Genomic DNA, 21,481 nt, shown 5'->3' with positions numbered 1-21,481 from the left:
CATGGCGGGACGTTCTGGGCAGGGGGTCGTGCGATTGGCCGTCCTCGGGTGCGGAGCGGTGACCGAGCTCCTACACCTTCCGGCCGCCGCGCGCGTCCCCGGGCTCGAGGTGGTCTCGCTCGTCGATCGGGACCTGGTCCGGGCGCGCCGCGTCGCGGAGCGCTACCGCGTTCCCGATGCGCGGACGGGTCTCGAGCTCGGCGACACCCGCGTGGACGCCGTTCTCGTGGCGCTCCCCAATCGTCTGCACGCGCCCGTGTCCATCGACTTCCTCCGGAGGGGCGTGGCAGTCCTGGTGGAGAAGCCGATGGCCCTCTCGTCCGCCGAGGGGCGCGCGATGGTGGAGGCGGCCGGCGAGGGGAACGCCGTTCTCCAGGTCGCCCAGATGAAGCGCTTCGCGCACGGTGCTCGGCTGGTGAAGGATCTCCTGGACGCCGGGCGGCTCGGGACGCTTACAGACTTCACGGTGGAGTGGGGGGAGGACTTCGGCTGGCCGCTCGCGTCCGGGTCGAGCATGAGCCCCGACGAGGCGGGAGGGGGCGTCCTCGTGGACTTCGGAAGCCATCTCCTCGACCTGCTCTGCTGGTGGCTCGGGTTCCCGAGCGTCGTGCGCTACGCCGACGACAACCGCGGAGGCGTCGAGGCAGACTGCGAGCTGGAGCTGACGATGCGGGGGGACGTCGGGACCGTTCCTGGAGAGGTCCGATTCAGCCGGCTTCGCACGCTGTCGAACGTGGTTCGCATCCGAGGCGAGCGGCTCACCGTCGAATGGGATCATATGACGGCCGACGCTGTGCGGATCTTGCCGACAGATTGGAAGGACGGCGCGCCGCCCCGGTTCTCATGGACCGAGCACGATGGGCAGACCTTCGAGGACCTCTTCGTCCGACAGCTCGAGTCCTTCGTGGACGCGGTCGGGACCGGCCCGCCGTCTCTCGTGCCTGGGGAGAGCGTCCTCCCGAGCCTCGAGCTGATCGAGCGCTGCTACCGCTGTCGTGGCCGCCTCGAAGAGCCCTGGGATCGGCCCGTGGGGATGCCGGACGCCGCAGAGGTCGGGGCGTGAGGAAGGTCGCGCTGACGGGGGCGACCGGGTTCATCGGCGGTCGGCTCGCGGAGGTCCTGGTGGAGAGGGGTGCGCAGGTCGTCTGCGTCGTGCGTCGATGGGGGGGCGCGTCGCGGCTCGCCCGGCTTCCGGTGCGAATGGTGGGCGGTGACGTCCGCGATCCGGCGTCGCTTCGAGCCGCCTTCGAGGGGTGCGACACCGTCCTGCATTGTGCTGTCGACTTCCGGGCTTCGGGACGAGCGCACGAGCGGTCGAGCGTGGGGGGCACGAAGAACGTCCTCGAGGCCGCGCTAGGGGCCGGCGTCTCGCGCGTGGTCCACCTCAGCAGCGCCGCCGTCTTCGGCCTGAGCCCCCGACCCGATGCCCAGATCTCCGAGGAGGCTTCGGTCCGCCGCACCGGTCAGGCTTATTCGGACGGCAAGATCGCGGCGGAGCGGGTCGCTCTCGAGTTCGGACGCAGACACGGCCTGCCGATCACGATCCTTCGGCCCACGGTCGTCTACGGTCCGTTCGGGTCCTACAGCCGGATGCCGGCAAGCCTGGCGAGAGAGCGGCGGCTGGTCCTGATCGATGGCGGAGAGGGCGTCTGCAACTGTCTGTACGTGGACAATCTCGTACAGGCCGTCCTTCTCGCTGCCGTTCGCGAGGAGGCCGTCGGCCAGATCTTCACGATCTCGGACGGGAGGCCCGTCACGTGGAGGGAGTACCTCGAGCGCCATGCATGGGCCCTGGGCCCGGACTTCGCGTCCCTGCCGGCCATGTCCCGGGAAGAGCTGAGGAGCGAATGGCGGCGCCTCCGTCGCGCAGCTCTCCGGCGCCTTTTCACGACCACGGCCGGCAATCCCATCCGACTCCTTCGGGATCCCGCGTTCAAGCAGGGGTTCTATTCGGTGCCCGGAATGCGGTGGGCCTCGGGCGCCGCCGAGGCTGCGTTGAAGCGACTCCCGGCCAGGGCGAGCGCCCGCGTCCGCGCGGCCATCGCAGAGGCGAAGGGCGCCGGGGCTCCGGCTCCGGAGCGAGGAGATGCTCCGGCACGCCACCTGAGCCCCGGGGAGGTGGAGACCCTGTCGGTCTTCGAGCACGTGACCTTCTCCGTCGAAAAAGCCAGGCGCCTTCTTGGGTACGCTCCGTCCGTGGATTTCACCGAGGGGATGACCCGGACCGAAGCCTGGATCCGGTGGGCATACATCTAGGGGAGGCGTTCCATGTGTCTGCTCGAGAGTCGGGAGGCGGGGCCGACCTCCAACCGTACCCCCATGCCTCCGTGGAGCTGGTGGGCGTTTCATGTCCTCTTCGCTTGTGCGCTCGTGGTCGGCGCGGGCGAGCTCTGGCTGGGATCGAGGGTCTGGGCACTTCCGATGGAGCGGGGAGTCTTCCTGCTGGGGATCGCGGCGGCGCACCTGGGGGCGGTAGGGTGGACCGCATTCTCCCGCGATACCGATGGCTCCCTTGGGCGCGTGTCACGGGCGGTGCTGAGATCAGCCCTGTGCTTCGGGGGCGTCGCCGGAGGTATCCTCCTCCTCGAGTGGCCGTACTATTCAGGTCCGCTGCTCGTGCTTGGCGGAGTCGCCTCGGCGGTCGTGCTCTCCATCCCGCGTCGAGCGATCGCGCGGCGTGGCGCCATGCCGACCGCCGGTGCCAGTGCGATCGTCATCGCCTTCGTGCTTTTGGGCCCCATGGTGTCCGGCCGCGGCTCCTCCGTCAGGGACGAACGCATCGCGGCCGCCATGTCCGAGCTCTATCCCGCACTCGACCCGCAGGACGACAGCGTCGGGGTCCGAATCGCCGCCACAGCCTATTACCCTGTTCGCGTCACGGTGCAATACGCGTTGGTGCCCTCGAGAGCGTCCGGGGGCGGGCTCGAGCCGGTCTCCGACGGACTGCTCATTCTCTCCGGTGACGGGGCTCTCCTGCGGGCCGTGGAAGAGGTCCCGGGCGGCGTTCTCCGTGCGACCGTCCTGCCGGGCCGGGTTCCGATGAACACCGAAGGATACGTCGCAGAGGTCTTGATGCGGATCGACCTCGGGATCCTCTCCTCGGGCGCGTTGGAGGAGCAGGAGCTTCGCAACTTTCGTGCGATGGACGTGGCGGCGGCCGAGCGGACTGAGAGCTGGCGCATCTACGTCTCGCACCATCATTGGAACGAAGAGGCACGCTGCTTTACGGTGAGGGTGTCCGTGACGGAGCTCTCTCGAGATCTCCTCGCCGAACTAGAGTGGACGACCCTCTACGAAACGCAGCCCTGCCTCTCGCTGGATGAGTCCACGAACTTCGAGCAGGCCGGCGGGCGCATGGCCTTCCTCTCCGACGATACGTTGCTTCTGGCCGTGGGCGATCAGCGCATGTGGGCGGTCGAGGATGTCCAGAGCCCCACCTCTGACTACGGCAAGACGCTTCGCATCGATCTGCGCACCGGCGAGGGGGGGATGCATACCTCCGGGCACCGCAATCCTCAAGGCCTTCTCCGAGACGCACTCGGGCGGATCTGGGAGACCGAGCACGGGCCGCAGGGTGGCGACGAGCTCAATCTGATTCGATCCGGCGCGAACTACGGGTGGCCGGTCGTCAGCTTCGGTACGGCCTACGGAAGTTACGAGTGGCCGGGAAGCCCGTCGCCGGGCCGTCAGGCGGGCTTCGAGGATCCAGTGTTCGCCTGGATTCCTTCGATCGGCGTGTCCAATCTGATCCGGGTGGAAGCCGACCGATTCGCGCTCTGGAAGGGTGATCTTCTCGTCGCGTCCCTCTGGGCGAACACCCTGTACCGGATCCGCCTGGACGGCGATGCCGTTGAGTACGTGGAACCGATTCCGGTCCGTAGTCGCATCCGAGACCTCACCGAGGGACCGGACGGTCGGATTTTCATGCTCTTGGATGACGGTGGGGTCGGATGGCTCGATCGCATCCTTCCGTCCGAGCCGGATCCGCAGGCCTCGGGTCTGGCGCGCGGGGAGATCGTTTTCGAGCGGTGTGGGGAATGCCACCTTATCGGCAGCGGGCTCGAACATCGAGCCGGTCCCGACCTGTTCGGCATCGTCGGACGGCCCATCGCATCGGCCGAGGGCTTCGAGTATTCGAATGCCCTGCGACAGGTGAGTGGCGCTTGGACGGAGGAACGGCTCAGCCGCTTCCTCCGAAATCCGAACGAGGTCGCGTCCGGGACCCCCATGCCGTCGACTGGGCTCACGGATCCGGGAGATGTCACCGCACTGATTCAATTCCTCAGGGAAGCGCGCTGATCCGTATGTCGCACAATCCATTACGAAGCGCAGCCAAGGTGGCCAAGTTCTGGCTTCGGGACATCTGGGGTTCCGAGTGGGACCGGCACCGTCGCTTCCTCCTCCTCAAGCACTATCGGGCGTACTTCCGTAATCGCGACATCCCGGGTGAGCACCTTCCGTTGGAGTCGCCCGACTCCGCGAATCCAGACTCCTCTGCGTCCATGCAGCAGGCCTTCTGCGAGGCCTTCGGAGCTCGAATCGAGGCCGTCCAGGCATCGGCTGTGCCGGCAGAACGAGTCCATCTCACCTACCGGCCGCTCGGGAAGAACCTGCGCCTCGTCGGCACCGCGATCCGGGACGACGTCCGCCGCGGACGCAGAGTGGCGATCGACCCCGGGGGCACTCCATCGGAAGTTCGGAATCTCGCCCGCCGGGGCTACGCGTGGGACCCATGGGTCTGGATCCGCGACGGCATGCACGACGAAGCAGCGCCTCGGGACGCGGCGCACGCATGGAATCTTCTCTTCCGAAATCCCACCGCGTACGCCGCCGGAGATGCCTGTCGTCCCCTGCCGGAACTCCCACCTGTACCTTCCGGGATCCCGAACTTCGAGCCGCGGTTCCTGAGGACCGTGCTCGAGCTCGCCGTTTCGACCCGATACATCTTCACGCCCGTGGAATCTATCGGTGAACGGATCGAAGCGATGAAGCGGGCTGCCGATTGGCCGGAGTCCGAGGCGGTGCTGGGCATTCACGTGCGCCGAGGCGACGCGGCCTCGACCGACGCGAACGCGGAGGGTCCGAAGCTCGCGACCCGGAAGTCCTTCCCGCTGGCCACCTACCTAGAGACGGCGGACCGAATCTGCAAGCGCTACGGGATCCGACACATCTTTCTGGCGACGGAGTCCCCCTCCGAAATCGAGCGCGCCCGCGAGATGCGCCCCCAGTACCGCTTTCTCTGGATGGACTACGACCGGTCGCTCTTTCCGAACATCTCGAAATCGAGCCAATTCATCGAAGACCTCGTCCTGGACCACCCCGAGCGGGCCCGTCCGCTCGCCGAGTCCGCGATCCTGGATCTCGCCTTCTTCCGGGAGTGCCACGCGTTCATCGGAGCCTTCAACTCCGAGTTCAGCGTCCTGGGGTGGCTCCTGGCCGTCGGATCGCGGGGCCAACTGGTTCCGTACGTATCCCTCAGCCGCGCCTCGGAACGCTGGAGCCTGAACCCGTTCGACGCCCTCCTCAACCTCCGCAACAACTGTCCGCTCGAGCTCTACCACTGGTAGCCCTTCCGCGTCCGGGGGCGGGTCACCCGGATCGATCGGAGGACCCCGTCAGATATCCCAAGTAGCGGGCGCAGAGGCACGCGAATTCGCGCACGCTCCGCGACGCGGAGATCCGACGCCGGACGCGGCCCCAGAGGGTGAGGCGGGGTCCGGTACCGGATCCCACTTCGTACATCGGAATCCGGTTCCATCGATTCGCGCGACCGGCCTGGAAGGATCGTCGGAGCGCCGATCCGAGCGTGACGTTCTCCGCTTCGACGTCGTGCCGTACACGCGCACGGGGCAGGCAGAAGCGGTCCCGCGCCACCGGGTCGCTGAATCTGCGGAGGAAGGCGCTCTCGTCCCCCACGGGAAGGGAGGTGCCCGGGCCCATGTCCGTCGGGTAGGGATCGGCCGCCGACGCGATCAGCGTCCGCCGCACCGCCATGTTGGGCCCGAACGGATAGGCGCCGAACGGATAGGGCGCATCTTCCTGCGTCCAGTCATGTTCCGAGGTGAGCAGCCCCATCAGGCTGGAGGATTCGCGTATCCACCGAGGCACGGAGTCGGGATCCACCTCGATTGTCCCGCCGAAGATCGAGACGTCGGGGTGACGGCGCGCCCCGGCCTCGATCTCACGCAGCCAGTCCGCACGGGGACGCGCGTCGTCGTCGGTGAAAACGAGGAGCTCCCCTCGTGCGGCGCCGATTCCGGCGTTGAGCGCGCGCCCCTTCCCGGTCGCGTCGACCCGGAGGCTGTGCAAGGAAATGCGGGCTGCCCACGTCTCCAACAGGCGGGGCGTCTCGTCGGTGCTTCCATTGTCGCAGACGATCACCTCGAAGGTCGGCGCATCCGCCTGGGACTCGATGGCCTCCAAGAGGCCGACCAGCGACGCGGCCCGGTTTCGGGTCGCGACGAGCACGCTGATGGTCGGGTCGTCACTCACGGGGTCGGTTCGGTCAGGACGTCCGTGGTCGCCTCCCGGCTCTCCCGACACCCGTCCCGGAACCCGACGGCCCAGTGACTCAACGCCACCGTGATCAGGGGGAGGTTGCGGACGACCATCCCAAGCCGCTCGGGAGACCACCGGATCGTGCAGGCGACCATGTAGCCGAGCCGCGCGGCCATGACGATTGGCATCATGAAGCTCCAGCGTCCCATGCGGTACTTCCAGGGATCGAGGTTGATCGCGAAGGACGCGCGGACCCATCCGAAGAAGCGCTGGTGCGCATAGAGCGCCGCGCGCGTCTCGCGGCCGCGGTGGCGCACGATCACATCCGGTCGGAAGCGCGACGCCTCCGGTGGGTGGCGACGTGCCAGAGCCACGCAGAAGAGCGTATCCTCTCCCGCCGGAACCTCGGTGTGGGGAAAGCCCCCCAGCTCGAGAAACTCGTCCCTGCGCACGGCCAGATTGCACGCCGGAAAGAACGGCTGCGGGCCCTCAGGGCGTCCCGCGGGCATCTCCGCGAACTGGAGGAAGTTGTCGACGACCGCGAAGGGATTGTCGGGGAGGGCGTCGAGAACGGGCCCACCCACGAGGCGCACACCGGCGTCGAGAGCCGAGACGGCTCCTCTCAACCAACCGGCGTCCGGGATGCAATCCGCGTCGATGAACGCGAGGTACTCGCTCGCCGCGACGCGAGCGCCGATGTTCCTCGCCCGCGACTGCACCAGGTTATCCGCGCTGCGGACACACGTCACGAAGGGGAAGGCTCCGGCGACGTCGGCGACCTCCTGATCCATCCAGCCGTCGATCACGATCACCTGATAGGGCTCATGGAGGTCCTGGACCGCGAGGCCCTCGAGGCAGGCCCTGAGCGGCTCGGCGCTGCCCTTGCAGGGGATGATCGCCGTGATCTTCGCATTGGGCGAGGACGCCGCTTCGCCGGAGACGGTCATCCGATCAGGGGCCGAACAAGGGACCACCACAGCCGGGAGGCGCCGGAGACGGTCGCCGCGGCCAGTGAGGCGAGGCCGCTTCGCAGAAAGCCGGGTGCCAGGGGGATCGGCCCTCCCTCGAGGAGGTCACGGTCCCGGGCCACGCGGCGAGCCTGGATGCGCCCCCGCTTCTCCCGAATCGTGGCCGGGTTTGTCACAATCCACCACCAGGCGCGGAACCACTCACGGCCGAAGCCGCCGAAGAGTCCGGCGCCCAGGGACGCGGCTTCGTAGAGCAGGAGCACGGGAGACAGGAGGAACAGGGTGCGAAAGCGGTAGTGGATCAGAAGGAGGAGCGCGTGGTGCCGGATCGAGTAGTACGCGCGCCGCCTCGGATACGCGCCCTCGTGGCCGCGGAACGACAGCCCCACGGTGCCTTCGCCGCGGTCGTGCCGGACGATCGCCGGCGTGAAGAGAAAGGTGTGCCCATACGCACGCATCCGGACGCAGAACTCAAGGTCCTCGTGGTAGTGGAAGAAGGTCTCGTCGAATCCGCCGGCGTTGATCGCGACCCGCCGGTCCATGAGGTAGCAGGCGCCGATACACCCCCCTACCACCGTCTCCTCGTGGGACACGGAGGCCACCGGCTGGTAGGCATGCCGCAGGATCATCGCCCCGGTGAAGTGGATGCCCGCGCCGTCCGCCTGCACCGTGTCCTCCTCTGGAATCAACACGACCCGAGGACAGATGACGGCGGGTTTCCCGTTCCGAAGCCAGGCCTGGACCATCTCGGCCAGGCAGTCGTCGTCCGCATAGACATCGCCGTCGACCATGAATGCCAGGTCGCTCGAGACGGTCGCAAGGCCTCGATTCCGAGCCGTGGAAATCCCCAGATTCTCCCCGAGGTCCACGACCTGCACGTCGGGGAACCGCTCCCGGATCGCTTCGGGCGAGCCGTCGGTCGAGGCGTTGTCCACGACGACGATGGCCTCGATAGGATGACTCTGCCTCCGGAGCGCGGCCACCGTGGAGAGGATGCGCTCGTCGCCGTTAAAGTTGAAGGCGACGGCCGAAACCGTGGGGCGGGAGGGCGAGACGTCCTTCGGATCCGGGACGGAAGCGGGCCTCTGGATCGGGCTCAAGGGCGATGGCCGCGACGGCGTCCTGTGGGTGCGATGGGTGCGCGAATGCCGGGCGCGAGATCGCACGGACGCTAGAAAGGCTCGCCCGGTGAAGCAAGGGCGGCGGCGTCTACCAGACGTGAGTGACCTTCCCGCGGATCGTGCCCGAACCGTCTGCCCTGCTGCGAGAAAATGCGTTTCGATCCCGATAGGCTCGAATCGGCGCGTCCCCCGAGTCTGACTCTGCGAGAAGGGATCGAAGAGCGGACCAACATTTGGCATAATGAGCCCGTCGTTGAGTGAGAACAGGCGGGCCCGCCGCCCGCTCGAGAAGTGTCGACCACGCAGACCACTCTCCGTGATGGACGCGTCGGCCCCTCCCGGACGGTCTTCCTCCCGTAAGCGTGAATCGCAGACCATCCCAGGCGGCTCCAGTTTCCGGGTCAAGGGAGGATGATGCGGCGACGGTGAGGTTGAGGTCACGTCAATAGGTGTGTAAACGGCATCAGGCGGCGATCCTCTCGGAGCGAGGTGTAACCGCGACTCCGTCCACGTACCTTGCTCCGGCCGCGACCGCCGCGAGCAAATGCGAAGCGTTGAGTTTGCGGCACGTTTTTTCGGCTACGCGCAGCAACTTCCAGATCAGGGCGGTCGCGTTCTCGACTCGCTTGTAGCGCTTTCCGGCGCTGGTGCGGAGCCGCACGGACGCGAAGGGCGACTCGACGATGTTCGTCGTGCGCAGGTGGGTCCAGTGCTCCTTCGGGTAGTTGAAAAAGGTGACCATCCGTTCCCAGTCTCGAGTGAGCGCGGCCACAGCTTTCGGATAGAGCCGCTCGAACTGCTTTGCGAACTGGTCTCGGGCCCGCTCACACTCGGCCTTGGTCTCGGCGTACATCATGGCCCTGAGGTGCTCTCGAACGGCCGCCTACTTCTTGCGCGGGACTTGGTCCAGGACATTCATCATCTTGTGATTCCAGCAGCGCTGCTCGTCGCACTCGGGCCAGATCTCCGCGAGCGCGGGGTTTCTTTCGGCACGGCGGTGGCTCCTTTCGTTGCGGGCACGAGGCCCGTGGGTGATCGCTCACCCGAAAGGTGTCACCGCCTTCTGTTCGTTTCCACACCCTTTGAAGCTACCTCGTGAGGTTTCCCGCAGGGCCCGGTTCTTGAAAATTGCCGTCAGCCGGTAATCCTGATGCAAACAGAACCCAGCCGAGCGGACAACCAGGGGGCATGCGCGACGTCGCGAGGAAGATCCTGGACCTTTTCGAACCCAGTGAGCACTGGCGGCTCGCGGGGCTCCTGGGGGCCATGGTCGTCACCGGGCTCTTTCAAACCGTTGGCATCGCCTCGATCATGCCCTTCCTGGCCATCGTGTCGAATCCGGCGGCGATCGAGGAGAACGAGTATCTCGCGTGGGGCTTCCAGACCTTGGAATTCTCGAGTGGGAACGCCTATCTGATCGCTCTCGGCATCCTCTTCATAGTGCTGATGGTCTTGGCGAACGGCTTCAACACGCTCACGGCCTGGTTGGTCCTGCGGTTTCAATGGCGAACGCACGAAAGACTCTCCCACCGCCTCCTCGATGTCTACCTTCATGCGTCCTTCGCATATCACCTGAATCAGAATTCCGCGCGTCTCGGGGCTTCTCTCCTCAACCAGGTCACGCAGGTCACCCGGGGTCTCATCATTCCGGCGTCGACCATCCTCTCCCGCGGGATCTCATCCCTCTTCATCGTGGCGTTGCTCGTTGCGGTCGATCCCCTTTTGGCCGGCGTCGTATCGCTCACGATCGGCGGCTTCTATACCGGTGTGTATGTCCTCGTCCGAAAGAAACAGGGAGAGCTGGGGGCCACCGTCCTCCAGGCGAACACCGAGCGCTACCAGGTCGCGAACGAGGCTTTCGGAGGGATCAAGGAGATGAAGGTGCTCGGAAGGAAGGGGCACTTTCTGAGTCGCTTCCTGAAGCCTTCGATCCGGTATGCCCACGCGAACAAGGCCAATGCTTTCGTCGGGCTGCTTCCACGATTCGTGTTGGAGACCTTCGCGTACGGCGGGATCGTGGTTGTGATTCTCTATCTCCTTCAGACCCGCGAGAGCCTGGATCAGATCTTTCCGCTGCTCGCGGTCTACGCCTTTGGAGCCAACCAGCTGATTCCGGGGGTCCAGGAGATCTTCAACGCCATGACCGTCATGCGACTCCAGATGGCGACCGTGGACGAGCTCCACGCGGACGTTACGGGCAGGACTATGGAGGGAGTGTTGTCAACGCGAAGCGTGCGCGCGTCGGATCGCTCACTGACGACAGAGAAACTCGCGCTCCACGAGGGCGAGTCCATTCGGGTAGAAGGCTTGTGGTTCCGCTATCCGTTCGCGAAGCAGGACGCCCTCAAGGGGATCGATCTCGATCTTCCCATCAATCGGACTTCGGCGCTGGTCGGAGCCACGGGGTCGGGGAAGACGACCCTGGTCGATCTCCTGCTGGGTTTGTTCGAGCCGACGGAGGGGAGGATTCTCGCGGGGGACCGGGTCCTCGACGACGACCTCCTTCCGGCCTGGCAAAATACGGTGGGCTACGTGCCGCAATCCAACTTCCTGTGCGACGCGTCAATCGCCGAGAACATCGCGTTCGGCATTCCTCCAGATCGGGTGGACTCGGCGGCGGTGGTACGTGCGGCGCGGGCCGCCCATCTCCACGCGTTCGTCTCGACGCTGGACGAGGGGTACGAGACGGTCGTCGGGGAGAGAGGGATTCGCTTATGGACATCTGTATAACTAATGCAATATATTGGCTGGTACCCCTTGATGAGGAGGCGACCGGCCATGGCACGACCGGAAGGTTCTGCGAAGCAGCTGGAGCGACGACGGCACCGGGCGATGCGACTGCTGGACCAAGGTCGCTCGCTGGGCGAGGTCGCCGAGTTGGTGGGCTGTCATGCGAGCTCTGTGATGCGGTGGCGCGACGCGCGTGAGCGAGAGGGCGCCCAAGGACTCAAGGTGCGCAAAGCATCGGGGCGACCGCCGAAGCTGAGCGAGGCGCAGGCGGGGCGGCTCCGAGAGCGGTTGTTGGAGGGGGCGGTGGCGCAAGGCTACCGCACGGAGCTGTGGACGACGCAGAGGATCGCCGAGGTCATCGAGGCCCAGTTCGGAGTGCGGTATCATCGCGATCATGTGGGTCGCCTGATGAGGCGACTCGGCTGGAGCTGCCAGAAGCCGGAGCGGCGCGCGCTCGAGCGCTGGAAGCGCGAGAGCTGGCCGGAGGTAAAAAAAACGCCGGGCGGCTGGGTGCCCACATCGTCTTCGCGGACGAAAGCGGCTTCCAGCTGAACCCCTCGCTGCTCAAGACCTGGGCGCCGAGGGGGCACACACCGGTGGTGAGGCATCGCTACCGGCGCGACCGCATCTCGGTGATCTCCGGGCTCTCGATCAGCCCGGTGCGGCGCCTGTGGGACTCTACTACCGCTTCCATCGCCACAACATCGACGGCCACGGCGTGTGCGATTTCCTGCGTCACCTGCTCCGTCACCTGCGCGGCCACGTCATCGTCATCTGGGACAACGCCTCCATCCATCGAGGAGCCCCCGTGCGAGAGCTGTGCAGACGCTACCGTCGCCTGCACTTGGTCGCGCTGCCTCCCTACGCCCCCGAGCTCAATGCCGACGAAGGCGTCTGGAGCCTTGCCAAGGCGACCCTCGCCAACGGCCGGCCCGACAGCATCGACGAGCTCGACGCTCATCTGGACGACACACTGCAGCAGCTCGGCCACTCCTCGTCGAGGCTCCGCTCATGCATCCACCGCACAGAGCTCCCCCTTTTTTGAGCCCTCTGTTGCATTACTTATGCCGACATCTATAGGCGGCGGACAGCGCCAGCGCATCGGCATCGCGAGGGCCCTCTATCACGATCCCGCGCTTCTCGTGATGGACGAGGCGACCAGCGCTCTGGACAATGTCACGGAAGACGTGGTCATGCAGGCGATTCGGGACCTGTCGCGCCACCGAACGATCCTGCTGATCGCACATCGACTGACGACGGTCGAGGAGTGCGACGTCATCCACCTGATGGAGGAGGGCCGCGTCGTGGCCACGGGAACGTACCACGATCTCGTCGAGACGTCACCGACCTTTCGCGCGATGGCCCGGGTCTGACGCACGCCGGTTCACTGCGATGGGGTCCTGGAGCCGCCGCATTCCTGGCGGCCCATGGTCGACGGAGATGGGGGGCGCGCCGCCCCTGCGAATCCATCCGCTGGGACACGGCACGTCCCGCTCACAAGGCCCTCAACTTCGGATCACAGTTCGGTTCGGCAGAAGGTCCGCATGTACTCCTGAAACCAGGTGCTGCTCTCGACCTCCGACCACCATCGCGGAATATCGAGCGAATTCAGAAAACGGGCGGCCGACTCCGGATTCGCGTGCAGGATGCCGGCCCGCGCGAACTCTTCATAGAACGGAGCGGCGACTTCCGTGAAACACACCGTCTCCGGGACGATCGCCACGACGGGGATTCCCGCGTGGAGGCACTCGAGAAAGAGCGTCGTCGGGAACGCGTCGAGGATGACGATCTCGGACCGGTTCCCGACCTTCGCCCACGAAAGCGTGCCCCCGTCGATTCCGGCGACGACGCTCCGGGCGCGCGGTCCGATCTGTGGGTCCGACGAGCCCCCGGGCACCGCCCGTGGCCGAAGCAACACCTTGGCGGCCTTCGCCACCTGAAGCTCGGCGAAGAACCGGTCCTGGGTTTCGACGGTCTCTCCGATGAACCAGGGATAGGGGTCCCGGATGTGGATGTAGAGCCAACGGGGGACGGGGCGCAGCCGCCGGATGGTCTGGCCGGGCGGCTTGAGGAGACGAAGGGCCAGGAGGGGCGAGTCACCCGGGAGCAGCTCCCATCCCCAGGTCCGGAACCGGTCGGAGATGACCGCCTCGCTGTGATGGGCCACGTCTTCTGCGAGCTCTCCGTACGTCCCGGCGTGTTGGTACATCGTGAGCGCGGAGCCCTCCTCCACATGTCGCGCGATGAAGAACCGACCCTCGGGACTCCAGAGGAACGAGGCGTGGAACTCTCGTTCGGTGGGGTCTCGGACCGGGACGGAGGCATCCCTCGCGTCGAACTCCTCGACGTACCACGTCGGAAGCCAGCGCAGGGCGAGGCGGGCGAGCGGCCATACGACGTCCGACTCCGCGTCCGCCAGCGCCTCGCGCCTGGCATCCCAGGCAGGACTGGCCGGAATCGCCTGCCGCGGAAGCTGCAGCATGGCCGAAGGCTGCTCGACGAGGTCGGCGACGACGTGGAAGTAATGGAATCCGAAAAGGATCGACGGGCTCCGATCGACCAACGTGGTACGCAGCTGACGCAGCCGAAGCCAGGTCCGGACGCCCGCGGGAGAGGGGTGGATCGCCGGGAGACGCTTCTTCACGCGACGCAGCATGGAAGGCCGGGATGCCAGGTTCGTCTGCTTTCCGCCGCCTCCGACGTATGCGCCGAGGATGTCGTTGTCGTGCGTCGGTGGAAGCGCAGGGCGCTCGGGGTCCAGGCCCACGTCGCCCGCCATGAGACACTTGCGCAGGTACCGGTGGAGCACGATGGCCCAGTACCGGCGACTGCGGTCGATGCCGTGGACGGCGTTCAGGTGTGGAAATACGGCCTCCAGCAGGCGATCGTAGCGGACCGTCGGCGACAGCGACGCGAGTTCCTGCGGGTCGTAGCGCTCGGAATCCTTCATCTGGGCTCGTCCCACGTCATTGGCATGGCCCTTGAAGGGATGCGAGTTTCCAGGTACGGGGCAAGGGATCCCACACGCCACCTCCGGGTTCGCACCGTGAGATGATTCCGAAGACGATCGACATCGGGGACGACTCGGTCCGCACCGTGCGGATCGGCGGCACGGAGCCTCTCGCCTTCATCGGCGGGCCCTGCGCCATCGAGTCGCGGGACCATGCACTGTCCGTCTGCGAGGGCATCGACGACGTCTGCTCGAGGCTGGACATTCCGTGGGTGTACAAGTCCTCGTACGACAAGGATTGTCGGTCCTCGCCCCAGTCCTTTCACGGCGTCGGAATCGACGAGGGGCTCGAGATCCTCGCCGACGTGCGCGACGCGAAGGGCGTTCCGGTGACGTCGGATTTTTCGGAGGCCTCTTGGGCGCCCGCGACCGGCGAAGTCGTCGATCTCGTCCAAGTTCCGGCATACCTCTGCCGACAGACGACCATCCTTCGTGCCGCCGGAGCCACGGGCAAGCCCGTTCATCTGAAGAAGGGGCAATTCATGAGTCCCTGGAACATGAAGAACTCCGTCCGCAAGGTTGAGGCCACGGGAAACGAGAACATCCTCCTGAGCGACCGGGGGACGTTCTTCGGCTACAACATGCTGGTGAACGACTTCCGAAATTTCCCGATCATGATGGAGACCGGGTACCCCGTGTGCTTCGACGCGACGCATTCCATGCAGCTGCCGACGTCGATGGGGAACGTGTCCGGGGGGCAGAGGGAGTTTATCCCCTATCTGGTGCGGGCCGCGAGCACCTGCGGCATCAACGCCCTCTTCATGGAGGTCCACGACGATCCGGCACGGGCCCTGTCCGATTCGAACACGGTCCTGGATCTTCGGTATCTGGAACGTGTCCTGGCGCAGGCCAAGGCGGCGCACGAGCTCCGCCTCGAGCTTCTCGACGAGTGGGGCGAAGACCGTGTCCACATCGACGACTGAGATTCACGTCGGCGACGTGATGTTGCCGATCGACGAGCTACCGATCGTCTCGCCACGGACTCTCCTCAAGGAGGCGATCGAGGCGATGACGGAGCGTGGGCTCGGTGTGGCCTGCATCGTCGGCGACGGGGGACGGCTCGTCGGGATCTTCACGGACGGTGACATGAGGCGCATGCTCCTCCGGTTCCAGAAGCCCCTCGCGGCGCTCTTCGCGGACGACGTCATCGCGCATGCCGTTCTTCGCCCCGTCACGACCCGTGCCGACGCTTCGCTGCGTGAAGCCGTGGAAACGATGGAGGAGCGCGGCGTCTGGGATCTTCCGGTCGTGGACGAGAAGGGCGTGCTCACGGGACTTCTCCACCTCCACCCCGCCGTGAGGGCGCTCCTCGGAGCATGACCGTCGTCGGGGTCATTCCGGCGCGCTACGCGTCGACGCGATTCCCGGGCAAGCCGCTCGCGGTGATCGCGGGGAAGCCCATGGTCCAGCACGTCTGGGAGCGGGCGACCCGAGCCCGGCGTCTCGACCGCGTGGTGGTGGCGACGGACGATCCGCGTATCGGCGAGCTCTGCCGAAGCCTGGGCATCGACGTGGAGATGACCTCGGACGCGCACGCCACAGGCACTGACCGCATCGCGGAGGTAGCCGAGCGGGGCCTCGGGGACTTCTACGTCAACGTGCAAGGAGACGAGCCGCTCATCGATCCGGACGCGATCGATATCTGCGTGGACTGCCTGATGGGCGGACTCGGCCGCGGCATCGACGTGGCGACCGTCTACGTGGAGGGAGCGAGCGAGGAGCAGGAGCGCAGTTCCGCCTCCGTTCAGCTCGTCCCCACGATCGATGGGCGGGTCATGGCGCTCTCGCGTCTTCCGATTCCGTCCGCGTTCAAGGCGCCCTATCGTAGGGCGGTCCACGTGGGGCTCTACGCGTTCGGACGCGCGGCGCTCGCCCGGTTCGCTGGCCGTGCGCGTGGACCCGTGGAGGCGGCGGAGAGCATCGAGTTGCTCAGGTTCCTCGAGTACGGGGATCCGATCGCCTGCGGCCCGATCCCTCCCGGTTCGATCGGGGTGGACTACCCCGAGGACGTGGCCCGGGTCGAGGCGATATTGCGGTCCGCGACTCTCCACGATATGGGATCCTTGTGACCCACCGGCAATCTCTCGCCGCCGCCGCGCCTGCGGATCCTCCAAATTCTGACACGACGAGCCGATCCTCGTCTGTGGTGCCGATGCCACGGATGTTTCCCGTTGCGCCGCATTACGAAATGGGTCGCCGTATGCCCCTGGGTTCGATCGTAGCGCGGAAGTGCGGCGACTGGGGCACCGCCGCAACGAAACCGTGGTTTCCGCGCTACGCCGTGATGCCAGGATCTCCCCACTCCCACCTTGCTTTTCCCCTGTTTCGCTTCCTCAATCCCGGTCCGGAACTGGTCGCTTTCGGCCCGTGCGCCCATGGTGGAGGTGGCGTGGGGCGCGAGCGACCCATGTCGAAACGCCTCCCCGAGACCCGATGAACGCGCCCAATCCTCAGCTGCCGCAGGGAATCCGTGCCGAGAAGGAGTTCATGTATCGTGTGGTCGAGCGGGAGATCGGCCGCGTGGCCAGGTACGATACGGTCGTGGACCTCGCTTGCGGCCGGATGGCGCTCGCGCCCTCGATTCCGAGCCACCGATACATCGGCGTGGACGCGAGCCCGGAGCTAGTGGAACGGGGCCTCAGGGACAATCCCCGCGCCGTTGGGATCTGCTCGCGAATCGAGGACCTGGATCCGGAAGTGGACGGCGACCTGGTCCTCTGCCTCCAGTGTATCGGGATCAATCAGGGTTTCGAGACCGCCAATACGCTGGTTTGCGTCGACAAGCTGATCGACGCGACGCGCGTCCACGGGCGTCTGATCTTCAACGTGGGTCATTACAGCCTCCCCTACTTCGTGGAGATCGAACAAAGGCTTCGGGACGCATTCGCGGACGTACGGATCATCCGGTACGGCCGCTTCCAGGAGCGGCGCTCGCCCCGGGTGGCCAAGGCGCTCGCTCGCGCCATGCTTCGATTCCCTGTTCTCGCGCGGGATGAGAAGGGGAGTCCTCGCAGGCTCTATGTCGCCGAGAACCGTCGCATGCGCGGGACGGATGGCTCTGCGGGCGCGGTTCGCGAGACCGGCGCCGGCCCGGCTCTGCACCGACACACCCGTCGGCGAAACCGATCGTCCGGTTGACGACCATCGGGGGTCCCCGATCGCTGACCGCCGTGGAGCGGGCACGGAAACGTGGCGGGGCCCACGTGGCGGCCGAGCCCTTTCGCTATCTTCCGGTCCATGACCGTTCTCGAAGCCCTCGTCCTCGGCATCGTCCAGGGGGCCACGGAGTTCCTTCCGGTCTCCTCGTCGGGGCACCTGGCCCTGGCCCAGAAGGTGATGGGGGTCTCCCTTCCGGGAATCACCTTCGAGGTGGTCGTGCACGTGGCGACCCTCCTCTCCGTGACGGTCGTGTACCGGGCGCGGCTGATGGATCTGGCCCGCGGGGCCCTCGTCCTCCGCGATCCCGAGTCCTGGCGTTACGTCCTCCTTCTGGCACTCGCGACCGCGCCGGCCGCGGTCGTCGGAGTGCTCTTCGGCGACGCCGTCGAGGCCGCCTTCGAGAGCCCGGCGATCGTCGCCGTGGCGCTCCTCTTCACGGGGGCGATGCTCTATTCGTCCCGATGGGCGCTCGCGCGAAAGTCCTCGAAGGAGATCACGTTCGTGATGGCCGTCCTGATCGGGCTCGCGCAGTGTGTGGCGCTCGTGCCGGGGGTGTCACGGTCGGGTTCGACGGTCGTCGCGGCGCTCTGGCTCGGCGTGCCTCCGGTGGAGGCGGCGGCCTTTTCCTTCCTGATGTCGATCCCGGCCATCGGCGGCGCGGCCGTCCTCCAGCTTCCCGACCTCGCGGAGGGTGGTGCCGCGATCCCGGCCGGGCCGCTCCTCCTCGGCTTCCTGGCGGCATCCGTCGTCGGCGTCCTGGCCATCCGGGTCTTCGTCCGGATGCTTCGGGATCGATCGTTCCCGGCCTTCGCCTGGTACTGCTGGGCCGTCGGCCTTCTTTTCCTCGGTTGGCTCCGATTCGCCTGATCCTCTAGTCTGAACGGCGAACCTCTCCCCAGGCCTCCGCGAAGGAGGCGAGGCATCATGAAATCGAAATGGAGAACGGGCACGGTGGCGGCCACCCCCTTCGGAACCCAGATCGCGACGAGCGAAGCCGCGGCGCAGATCCCCCAAAGCGAACGAGGGGCAGCAGGTCGTCCTGGTCACCGGATCGACGGACGGGCTCGGTCGGGAAGTCACGCTCCGCCTCGGCGCGATGGGGGCGCACGTGATCGTCCACGACCGAAACGCCGCACGGGGCGACGAGATCGAGCGCGGGGGGCAGGGAAGCACGCGCTTCTTCCAGACCGACCTCGAGCAGCTCTCGGTGATCCCATAGCTCTCGGAGGTTGGGCAGCCCCCAACTGGATGAGGCTCGAACGAGCGTAATCACATCCGATGTGGGGCGGTTGCTTGCCCGGGGTTGCCTTCTGCCACCGTCACCTCCATCGGGGCACCCCACCTTCTCTATTGGCGTGATACCTGCCATTGTCGTCACTTCACGGGTTCGCGGGCTTCCATTCATCGAGAGTTGAGTGACGGTCGGCGCATGAACCGTACCATTTTGGTCACTGGCGGCGCGGGCTTCATCGGTTCGGCGCTCGTGCGCCACCTCATCCGCCACACGTCTGCCCGTGTAGTGAATGTAGACAGCTTAACATACGCCGGCACTCTCGGGTCCCTGGCTGACGTGGTGGATTCACCACGATACGTGTGGGAACGCGTGGACATCCGGGACCGGCCAGCCCTCAAGGACGTGTTCGACCGACATGGCCCGAATGCGGTCTTCCACCTTGCGGCCGAATCCCATGTGGACCGGTCGATCGATGGTCCGGCTGCCTTCGTGGACACGAACCTGGTCGGAACGTTCAATCTTCTCCAGGCCGCCCGCGAAGCTTGGTCGGCCGACGCCGGACATGCTCGGCTCCAGAATAAAAACGCCGCACATCCCTTCCGGTTCATTCACGTTTCCACCGATGAAGTGTTCGGCAGCCTGGGCGAGACCGGCGCCTTCACAGCCGACAGCCCCTACCGGCCGAACTCTCCGTATGCCGCCTCCAAGGCCGGGGCCGACCACCTCGCCCGCGCTTGGTATCACACGTATGGGTTCCCTGTCATCGTCACCAACTGCTCGAATAACTTCGGTCCCTATCAGTTCCCGGAGAAACTCATTCCCCACATGATCCTGTGTGCGATCGAGGGGCGCGATCTCCCCGTCTACGGCAAAGGAGCGAACGTCCGCGATTGGATTTTCGTCGAGGATCACGTGCGCGGGCTTGTTCGCGCCCTCGAAGCGGGCCGCCCGGGGATGGCCTACCTCTTCGGAGGCGACGCCCAGAGACGGAATCTCGACGTGGTTCGGGCGATCTGTGAGTTGCTGGATGGGATGTCCCCCGCTCCAGACGGCCGCGGTCATCGGGAACGGATCAGGTTCGTGGCGGATCGGCCGGGCCACGATGAGCGCTACGCGATCGACGCAACCGACACGCGGGAAGAGCTGGGCTGGTCTCCCGAGGGGACCTTTGAAGAGCACCTCCGCACGACCGTGGCATGGTACGTCTCGCGTGAGGACTGGTGGGGTCCGATTCGTAGTGGCGCGTATCGGGGCGAGCGGCTGGGGATGCTCCGATGATCTACTGCCCGTGCACGACCCTCATGCTGGCTGGCACTCGGCGTTTCCTGTTGATCACCACGCCTTGGGACCGGCCCAGTTTCGAATGGCTCCTCGAAGATGGAGCGAGGTGGGGGCTCGAGATCACCGATGTGAACCGGTAGTCCCTGGAGCGGGGCGAGCTCGTGGTGGAGAAGTTGGGACGCGGCTTCGCCGCCCCCGAGCCGGGAAGCCTGGCGGAAACCGGCCGGAAAGTGCTTCGCGAGTAAGCTAGGCGGCTGGAGCTGGACGCCGGTTGGATTCCGGTGTTCACAGCGGTGACCTGCATCTCGCTCGCGGACCGCCCCGACGCCGGGATCCCGCCTCACGAGATCTCATTCCTGGATGTCCTCGGGCGACGTCCACACGACCTCTTCCAAGCCTGGACCTCCTGACGAAGCCTCCAGCCGGCCGGCGAAGGGGCCCCATCGAGCCCCACAGCGGTCTTCGGCGTGGCCCTTCGCCGTCGAACCCGCTAGAGTGCGACGAGCGAGTTCCAGGTTGCGGCCCCAGTAGGAGAGCCTGTAGGGGAGGGTATCATGAAGGTGAGAATCGGTATGCTCGCGGCTGCCGGTGCGGCGATGGGAATCCAGATCGCCGCGATTCAAGCCGCCGCCCAGATCCCCGAGGCACGGGAGGGTCAACAGGTGGTCCTCGTGACCGGCTCGACGGATGGATTGGGACGGGAGGTCGCCCTCCGCCTCGGTGCGATGGGCGCGCATGTGATCGTCCATGGCCGAAACGCTGAACGAGGCGCGGAGGTCGTGGCGGAGATCGAGCGCGGGGGGCAGGGAAGCGCGCGCTTCTTCCAGGCCGACTTCGCCTCGCTCGAGCAGGTGCGGGGGCTGGCTAGTGAAATCCTCGAGGAGTACGACCGCCTCGACCTTCTCGTGAACAACGCCGGGATCGGCTCGTCCTCCCCCGAGCGGGAGCTCAGCCAGGACGGTCACGAGCTTCGTTTCCAGGTCAACTACCTCTCCGGCTTTCTCCTCACCCGGATGCTCCTCCCCCTCCTCATGGAGAGCGCCCCGGCCCGGATCGTGAACGTCGCCTCGGCCGCGCAAAATCCGATCGACTTCGCCGACGTGATGATGGAACGGGGGTACACGGGAGCGCGCGCCTATGGGCAGAGCAAGCTCGCGCAGATCCACTTCACCTTCGACCTCGCGGAGGAGCTCGACGGCCGAGGGGTGATCGTGAACGCGCTCCATCCGGCGACGTACATGGACACCCAGATGGTCCGGGCTTCGGGAAGGACGCCCCTCAGCACGGTGGACGAGGGTGCGGACGCCGTTTGGAACCTCATCACCGCTCCGGGGCTCCAGAGCGGCCAGTACTTCAATCAGCTGCGCCCCGCCCAGGCGAACGCCCAGGCCTACGACCGGGACGCCCGAATGCAGCTCAGGACGCTCAGCATGGAGCTCGCGGAACTGAACTGACTGGACGGAGGTGCTCGTTGACAGGG

At 66.3% G+C, this 21,481-nt stretch carries 19 protein-coding genes and 3 pseudogenes; 16 read left to right on the top strand and 6 right to left on the bottom strand.

Annotated elements, in window-relative coordinates; all coding sequences use genetic code 11:
* Window position 1 precedes the first annotated feature (1 nt).
* From WEG36_06185 to WEG36_06170, 4 genes are read left to right on the top strand one after another with little or no spacing between them, the layout of a single operon-like run.
* Entirely contained in the window at window positions 2–1,063 is a 1,062-nt protein-coding gene (locus WEG36_06185) for a Gfo/Idh/MocA family oxidoreductase (GenBank protein ID MEX1257187.1), read from the top strand.
* The gene (locus WEG36_06180; GenBank protein MEX1257186.1) at window positions 1,060–2,256 is read left to right on the top strand and encodes an NAD-dependent epimerase/dehydratase family protein; all 1,197 of its coding nucleotides are present in this window, start codon (window positions 1,060–1,062) and stop codon (window positions 2,254–2,256) included. The genes WEG36_06185 and WEG36_06180 overlap by 4 nt, the downstream gene beginning before the upstream one ends.
* A 12-nt stretch (window positions 2,257–2,268) precedes the next feature.
* Window positions 2,269–4,299, top strand: a complete 2,031-nt coding sequence (locus WEG36_06175; protein ID MEX1257185.1) for a PQQ-dependent sugar dehydrogenase — start codon at window positions 2,269–2,271, stop codon at window positions 4,297–4,299.
* 38 nt (window positions 4,300–4,337) lie between these two features.
* Window positions 4,338–5,567 carry a hypothetical protein gene (locus WEG36_06170; GenBank protein MEX1257184.1) on the top strand — a complete coding sequence of 410 codons (1,230 nt, stop codon included), beginning with the start codon at window positions 4,338–4,340 and terminating at the stop codon, window positions 5,565–5,567.
* Between the two features lie 22 nt (window positions 5,568–5,589).
* On the opposite strand, the gene WEG36_06165 is transcribed toward WEG36_06170, so the two are convergent.
* The 4 genes and pseudogenes from WEG36_06165 to WEG36_06150 all read right to left on the bottom strand — a co-directional run bounded on the left by WEG36_06165 (window position 5,590) and on the right by WEG36_06150 (window position 9,455).
* Window positions 5,590–6,492, bottom strand: a complete 903-nt coding sequence (locus WEG36_06165; protein MEX1257183.1) for a glycosyltransferase family 2 protein — start codon at window positions 6,490–6,492, stop codon at window positions 5,590–5,592.
* Window positions 6,489–7,445, bottom strand: coding sequence for a glycosyltransferase (locus WEG36_06160; GenBank protein ID MEX1257182.1), 957 nt, complete (start codon window positions 7,443–7,445; stop codon window positions 6,489–6,491). The genes WEG36_06165 and WEG36_06160 overlap by 4 nt, the downstream gene beginning before the upstream one ends.
* Window positions 7,442–8,566 (bottom strand): glycosyltransferase family 2 protein, encoded by a 1,125-nt coding sequence (locus WEG36_06155; protein ID MEX1257181.1) that lies wholly within the window; start codon window positions 8,564–8,566, stop codon window positions 7,442–7,444. The genes WEG36_06160 and WEG36_06155 overlap by 4 nt, the downstream gene beginning before the upstream one ends.
* Window positions 8,567–9,050: 484 nt before the next feature.
* Window positions 9,051–9,455 (bottom strand): annotated as a pseudogene (locus WEG36_06150) (transposase).
* 320 nt (window positions 9,456–9,775) lie between these two features.
* On the opposite strand from WEG36_06150, the gene WEG36_06145 reads away from it, so the two are divergent.
* Together WEG36_06145 and WEG36_06140 are read left to right on the top strand one after the other, a co-directional pair.
* Window positions 9,776–11,317 (top strand): ABC transporter ATP-binding protein, encoded by a 1,542-nt coding sequence (locus WEG36_06145; GenBank protein MEX1257180.1) that lies wholly within the window; start codon window positions 9,776–9,778, stop codon window positions 11,315–11,317.
* Between the two features lie 48 nt (window positions 11,318–11,365).
* Window positions 11,366–11,869, top strand: coding sequence for a winged helix-turn-helix domain-containing protein (locus WEG36_06140; protein MEX1257179.1), 504 nt, complete (start codon window positions 11,366–11,368; stop codon window positions 11,867–11,869).
* 58 nt (window positions 11,870–11,927) lie between these two features.
* On the opposite strand, the gene WEG36_06135 is transcribed toward WEG36_06140, so the two are convergent.
* On the bottom strand, window positions 11,928–12,308 hold the full coding sequence (locus tag WEG36_06135) for a hypothetical protein (GenBank protein ID MEX1257178.1): 381 nt from the start codon (window positions 12,306–12,308) through the stop codon (window positions 11,928–11,930).
* A gap of 85 nt (window positions 12,309–12,393) precedes the next feature.
* Between WEG36_06135 and WEG36_06130 the strand changes: the two are divergent.
* Window positions 12,394–12,690, top strand: a pseudogene (locus WEG36_06130) (ATP-binding cassette domain-containing protein).
* A 143-nt stretch (window positions 12,691–12,833) separates the two neighbouring features.
* Here WEG36_06130 and WEG36_06125 read toward each other — a convergent pair.
* The gene (locus WEG36_06125) at window positions 12,834–14,267 is read right to left on the bottom strand and encodes a hypothetical protein (protein MEX1257177.1); all 1,434 of its coding nucleotides are present in this window, start codon (window positions 14,265–14,267) and stop codon (window positions 12,834–12,836) included.
* Window positions 14,268–14,368: 101 nt separating this feature from the next.
* Between WEG36_06125 and kdsA the strand changes: the two genes are divergently transcribed.
* From kdsA to WEG36_06080, 9 genes and pseudogenes are all read left to right on the top strand, one after another.
* Window positions 14,369–15,250, top strand: a complete 882-nt coding sequence (kdsA, locus tag WEG36_06120) for a 3-deoxy-8-phosphooctulonate synthase (GenBank protein ID MEX1257176.1) — start codon at window positions 14,369–14,371, stop codon at window positions 15,248–15,250.
* Entirely contained in the window at window positions 15,231–15,647 is a 417-nt protein-coding gene (locus WEG36_06115) for a CBS domain-containing protein (GenBank protein MEX1257175.1), read from the top strand. The genes kdsA and WEG36_06115 overlap by 20 nt, the downstream gene beginning before the upstream one ends.
* On the top strand, window positions 15,644–16,396 hold the full coding sequence (locus WEG36_06110; protein ID MEX1257174.1) for a 3-deoxy-manno-octulosonate cytidylyltransferase: 753 nt from the start codon (window positions 15,644–15,646) through the stop codon (window positions 16,394–16,396). Before WEG36_06115 ends, WEG36_06110 begins: the two co-directional genes overlap by 4 nt.
* Window positions 16,397–16,760: 364 nt before the next feature.
* Complete coding sequence (locus WEG36_06105) at window positions 16,761–17,465, top strand: class I SAM-dependent methyltransferase (protein ID MEX1257173.1); 705 nt, start codon at window positions 16,761–16,763, stop codon at window positions 17,463–17,465.
* A 99-nt stretch (window positions 17,466–17,564) separates the two neighbouring features.
* Window positions 17,565–18,353, top strand: coding sequence for an undecaprenyl-diphosphate phosphatase (locus tag WEG36_06100; protein MEX1257172.1), 789 nt, complete (start codon window positions 17,565–17,567; stop codon window positions 18,351–18,353).
* A 172-nt stretch (window positions 18,354–18,525) separates the two neighbouring features.
* On the top strand, window positions 18,526–18,705 hold the full coding sequence (locus tag WEG36_06095) for an SDR family NAD(P)-dependent oxidoreductase (GenBank protein MEX1257171.1): 180 nt from the start codon (window positions 18,526–18,528) through the stop codon (window positions 18,703–18,705).
* Window positions 18,706–18,915: 210 nt separating this feature from the next.
* Window positions 18,916–19,998 carry a dTDP-glucose 4,6-dehydratase gene (gene rfbB, locus WEG36_06090; protein MEX1257170.1) on the top strand — a complete coding sequence of 361 codons (1,083 nt, stop codon included), beginning with the start codon at window positions 18,916–18,918 and terminating at the stop codon, window positions 19,996–19,998.
* Window positions 19,986–20,126, top strand: a pseudogene (locus tag WEG36_06085) (sugar phosphate nucleotidyltransferase). The gene rfbB and the pseudogene WEG36_06085 overlap by 13 nt, the downstream one beginning before the upstream one ends.
* Before the next feature lie 429 nt (window positions 20,127–20,555).
* Entirely contained in the window at window positions 20,556–21,455 is a 900-nt protein-coding gene (locus tag WEG36_06080) for an SDR family NAD(P)-dependent oxidoreductase (protein MEX1257169.1), read from the top strand.
* The last annotated feature ends 26 nt before the right edge of the window (window positions 21,456–21,481 follow it).

This window comes from Gemmatimonadota bacterium (assembly GCA_040882465.1).
GTDB lineage: Bacteria > Gemmatimonadota > Gemmatimonadetes > Longimicrobiales > Gaopeijiaceae > JBBEBG01.
The sequence above is the reverse complement of the archived record's forward strand: the minus strand, read 5'-3'. Positions and strand labels throughout refer to the sequence as shown.

What these genes read in the sequence shown, in the direction of transcription:
- WEG36_06140 (MEX1257179.1), top strand. Translation starts at nt 11,366, where the DNA reads ATGGCACGACCGGAAGGTTCTGCGAAGCAGCTGGAGCGACGACGGCAC.
- WEG36_06175 (MEX1257185.1), top strand. Translation starts at nt 2,269, where the DNA reads ATGTGTCTGCTCGAGAGTCGGGAGGCGGGGCCGACCTCCAACCGTACC.
- WEG36_06080 (MEX1257169.1), top strand. Translation starts at nt 20,556, where the DNA reads ATGAAGGTGAGAATCGGTATGCTCGCGGCTGCCGGTGCGGCGATGGGA.
- WEG36_06125 (MEX1257177.1), bottom strand. Translation starts at nt 14,267, where the DNA reads ATGAAGGATTCCGAGCGCTACGACCCGCAGGAACTCGCGTCGCTGTCG.
- WEG36_06145 (MEX1257180.1), top strand. Translation starts at nt 9,776, where the DNA reads ATGCGCGACGTCGCGAGGAAGATCCTGGACCTTTTCGAACCCAGTGAG.
- kdsA (MEX1257176.1), top strand. Translation starts at nt 14,369, where the DNA reads ATGATTCCGAAGACGATCGACATCGGGGACGACTCGGTCCGCACCGTG.
- WEG36_06160 (MEX1257182.1), bottom strand. Translation starts at nt 7,445, where the DNA reads ATGACCGTCTCCGGCGAAGCGGCGTCCTCGCCCAATGCGAAGATCACG.
- WEG36_06185 (MEX1257187.1), top strand. Translation starts at nt 2, where the DNA reads ATGGCGGGACGTTCTGGGCAGGGGGTCGTGCGATTGGCCGTCCTCGGG.
- WEG36_06100 (MEX1257172.1), top strand. Translation starts at nt 17,565, where the DNA reads ATGACCGTTCTCGAAGCCCTCGTCCTCGGCATCGTCCAGGGGGCCACG.
- WEG36_06110 (MEX1257174.1), top strand. Translation starts at nt 15,644, where the DNA reads ATGACCGTCGTCGGGGTCATTCCGGCGCGCTACGCGTCGACGCGATTC.
- rfbB (MEX1257170.1), top strand. Translation starts at nt 18,916, where the DNA reads ATGAACCGTACCATTTTGGTCACTGGCGGCGCGGGCTTCATCGGTTCG.
- WEG36_06105 (MEX1257173.1), top strand. Translation starts at nt 16,761, where the DNA reads ATGAACGCGCCCAATCCTCAGCTGCCGCAGGGAATCCGTGCCGAGAAG.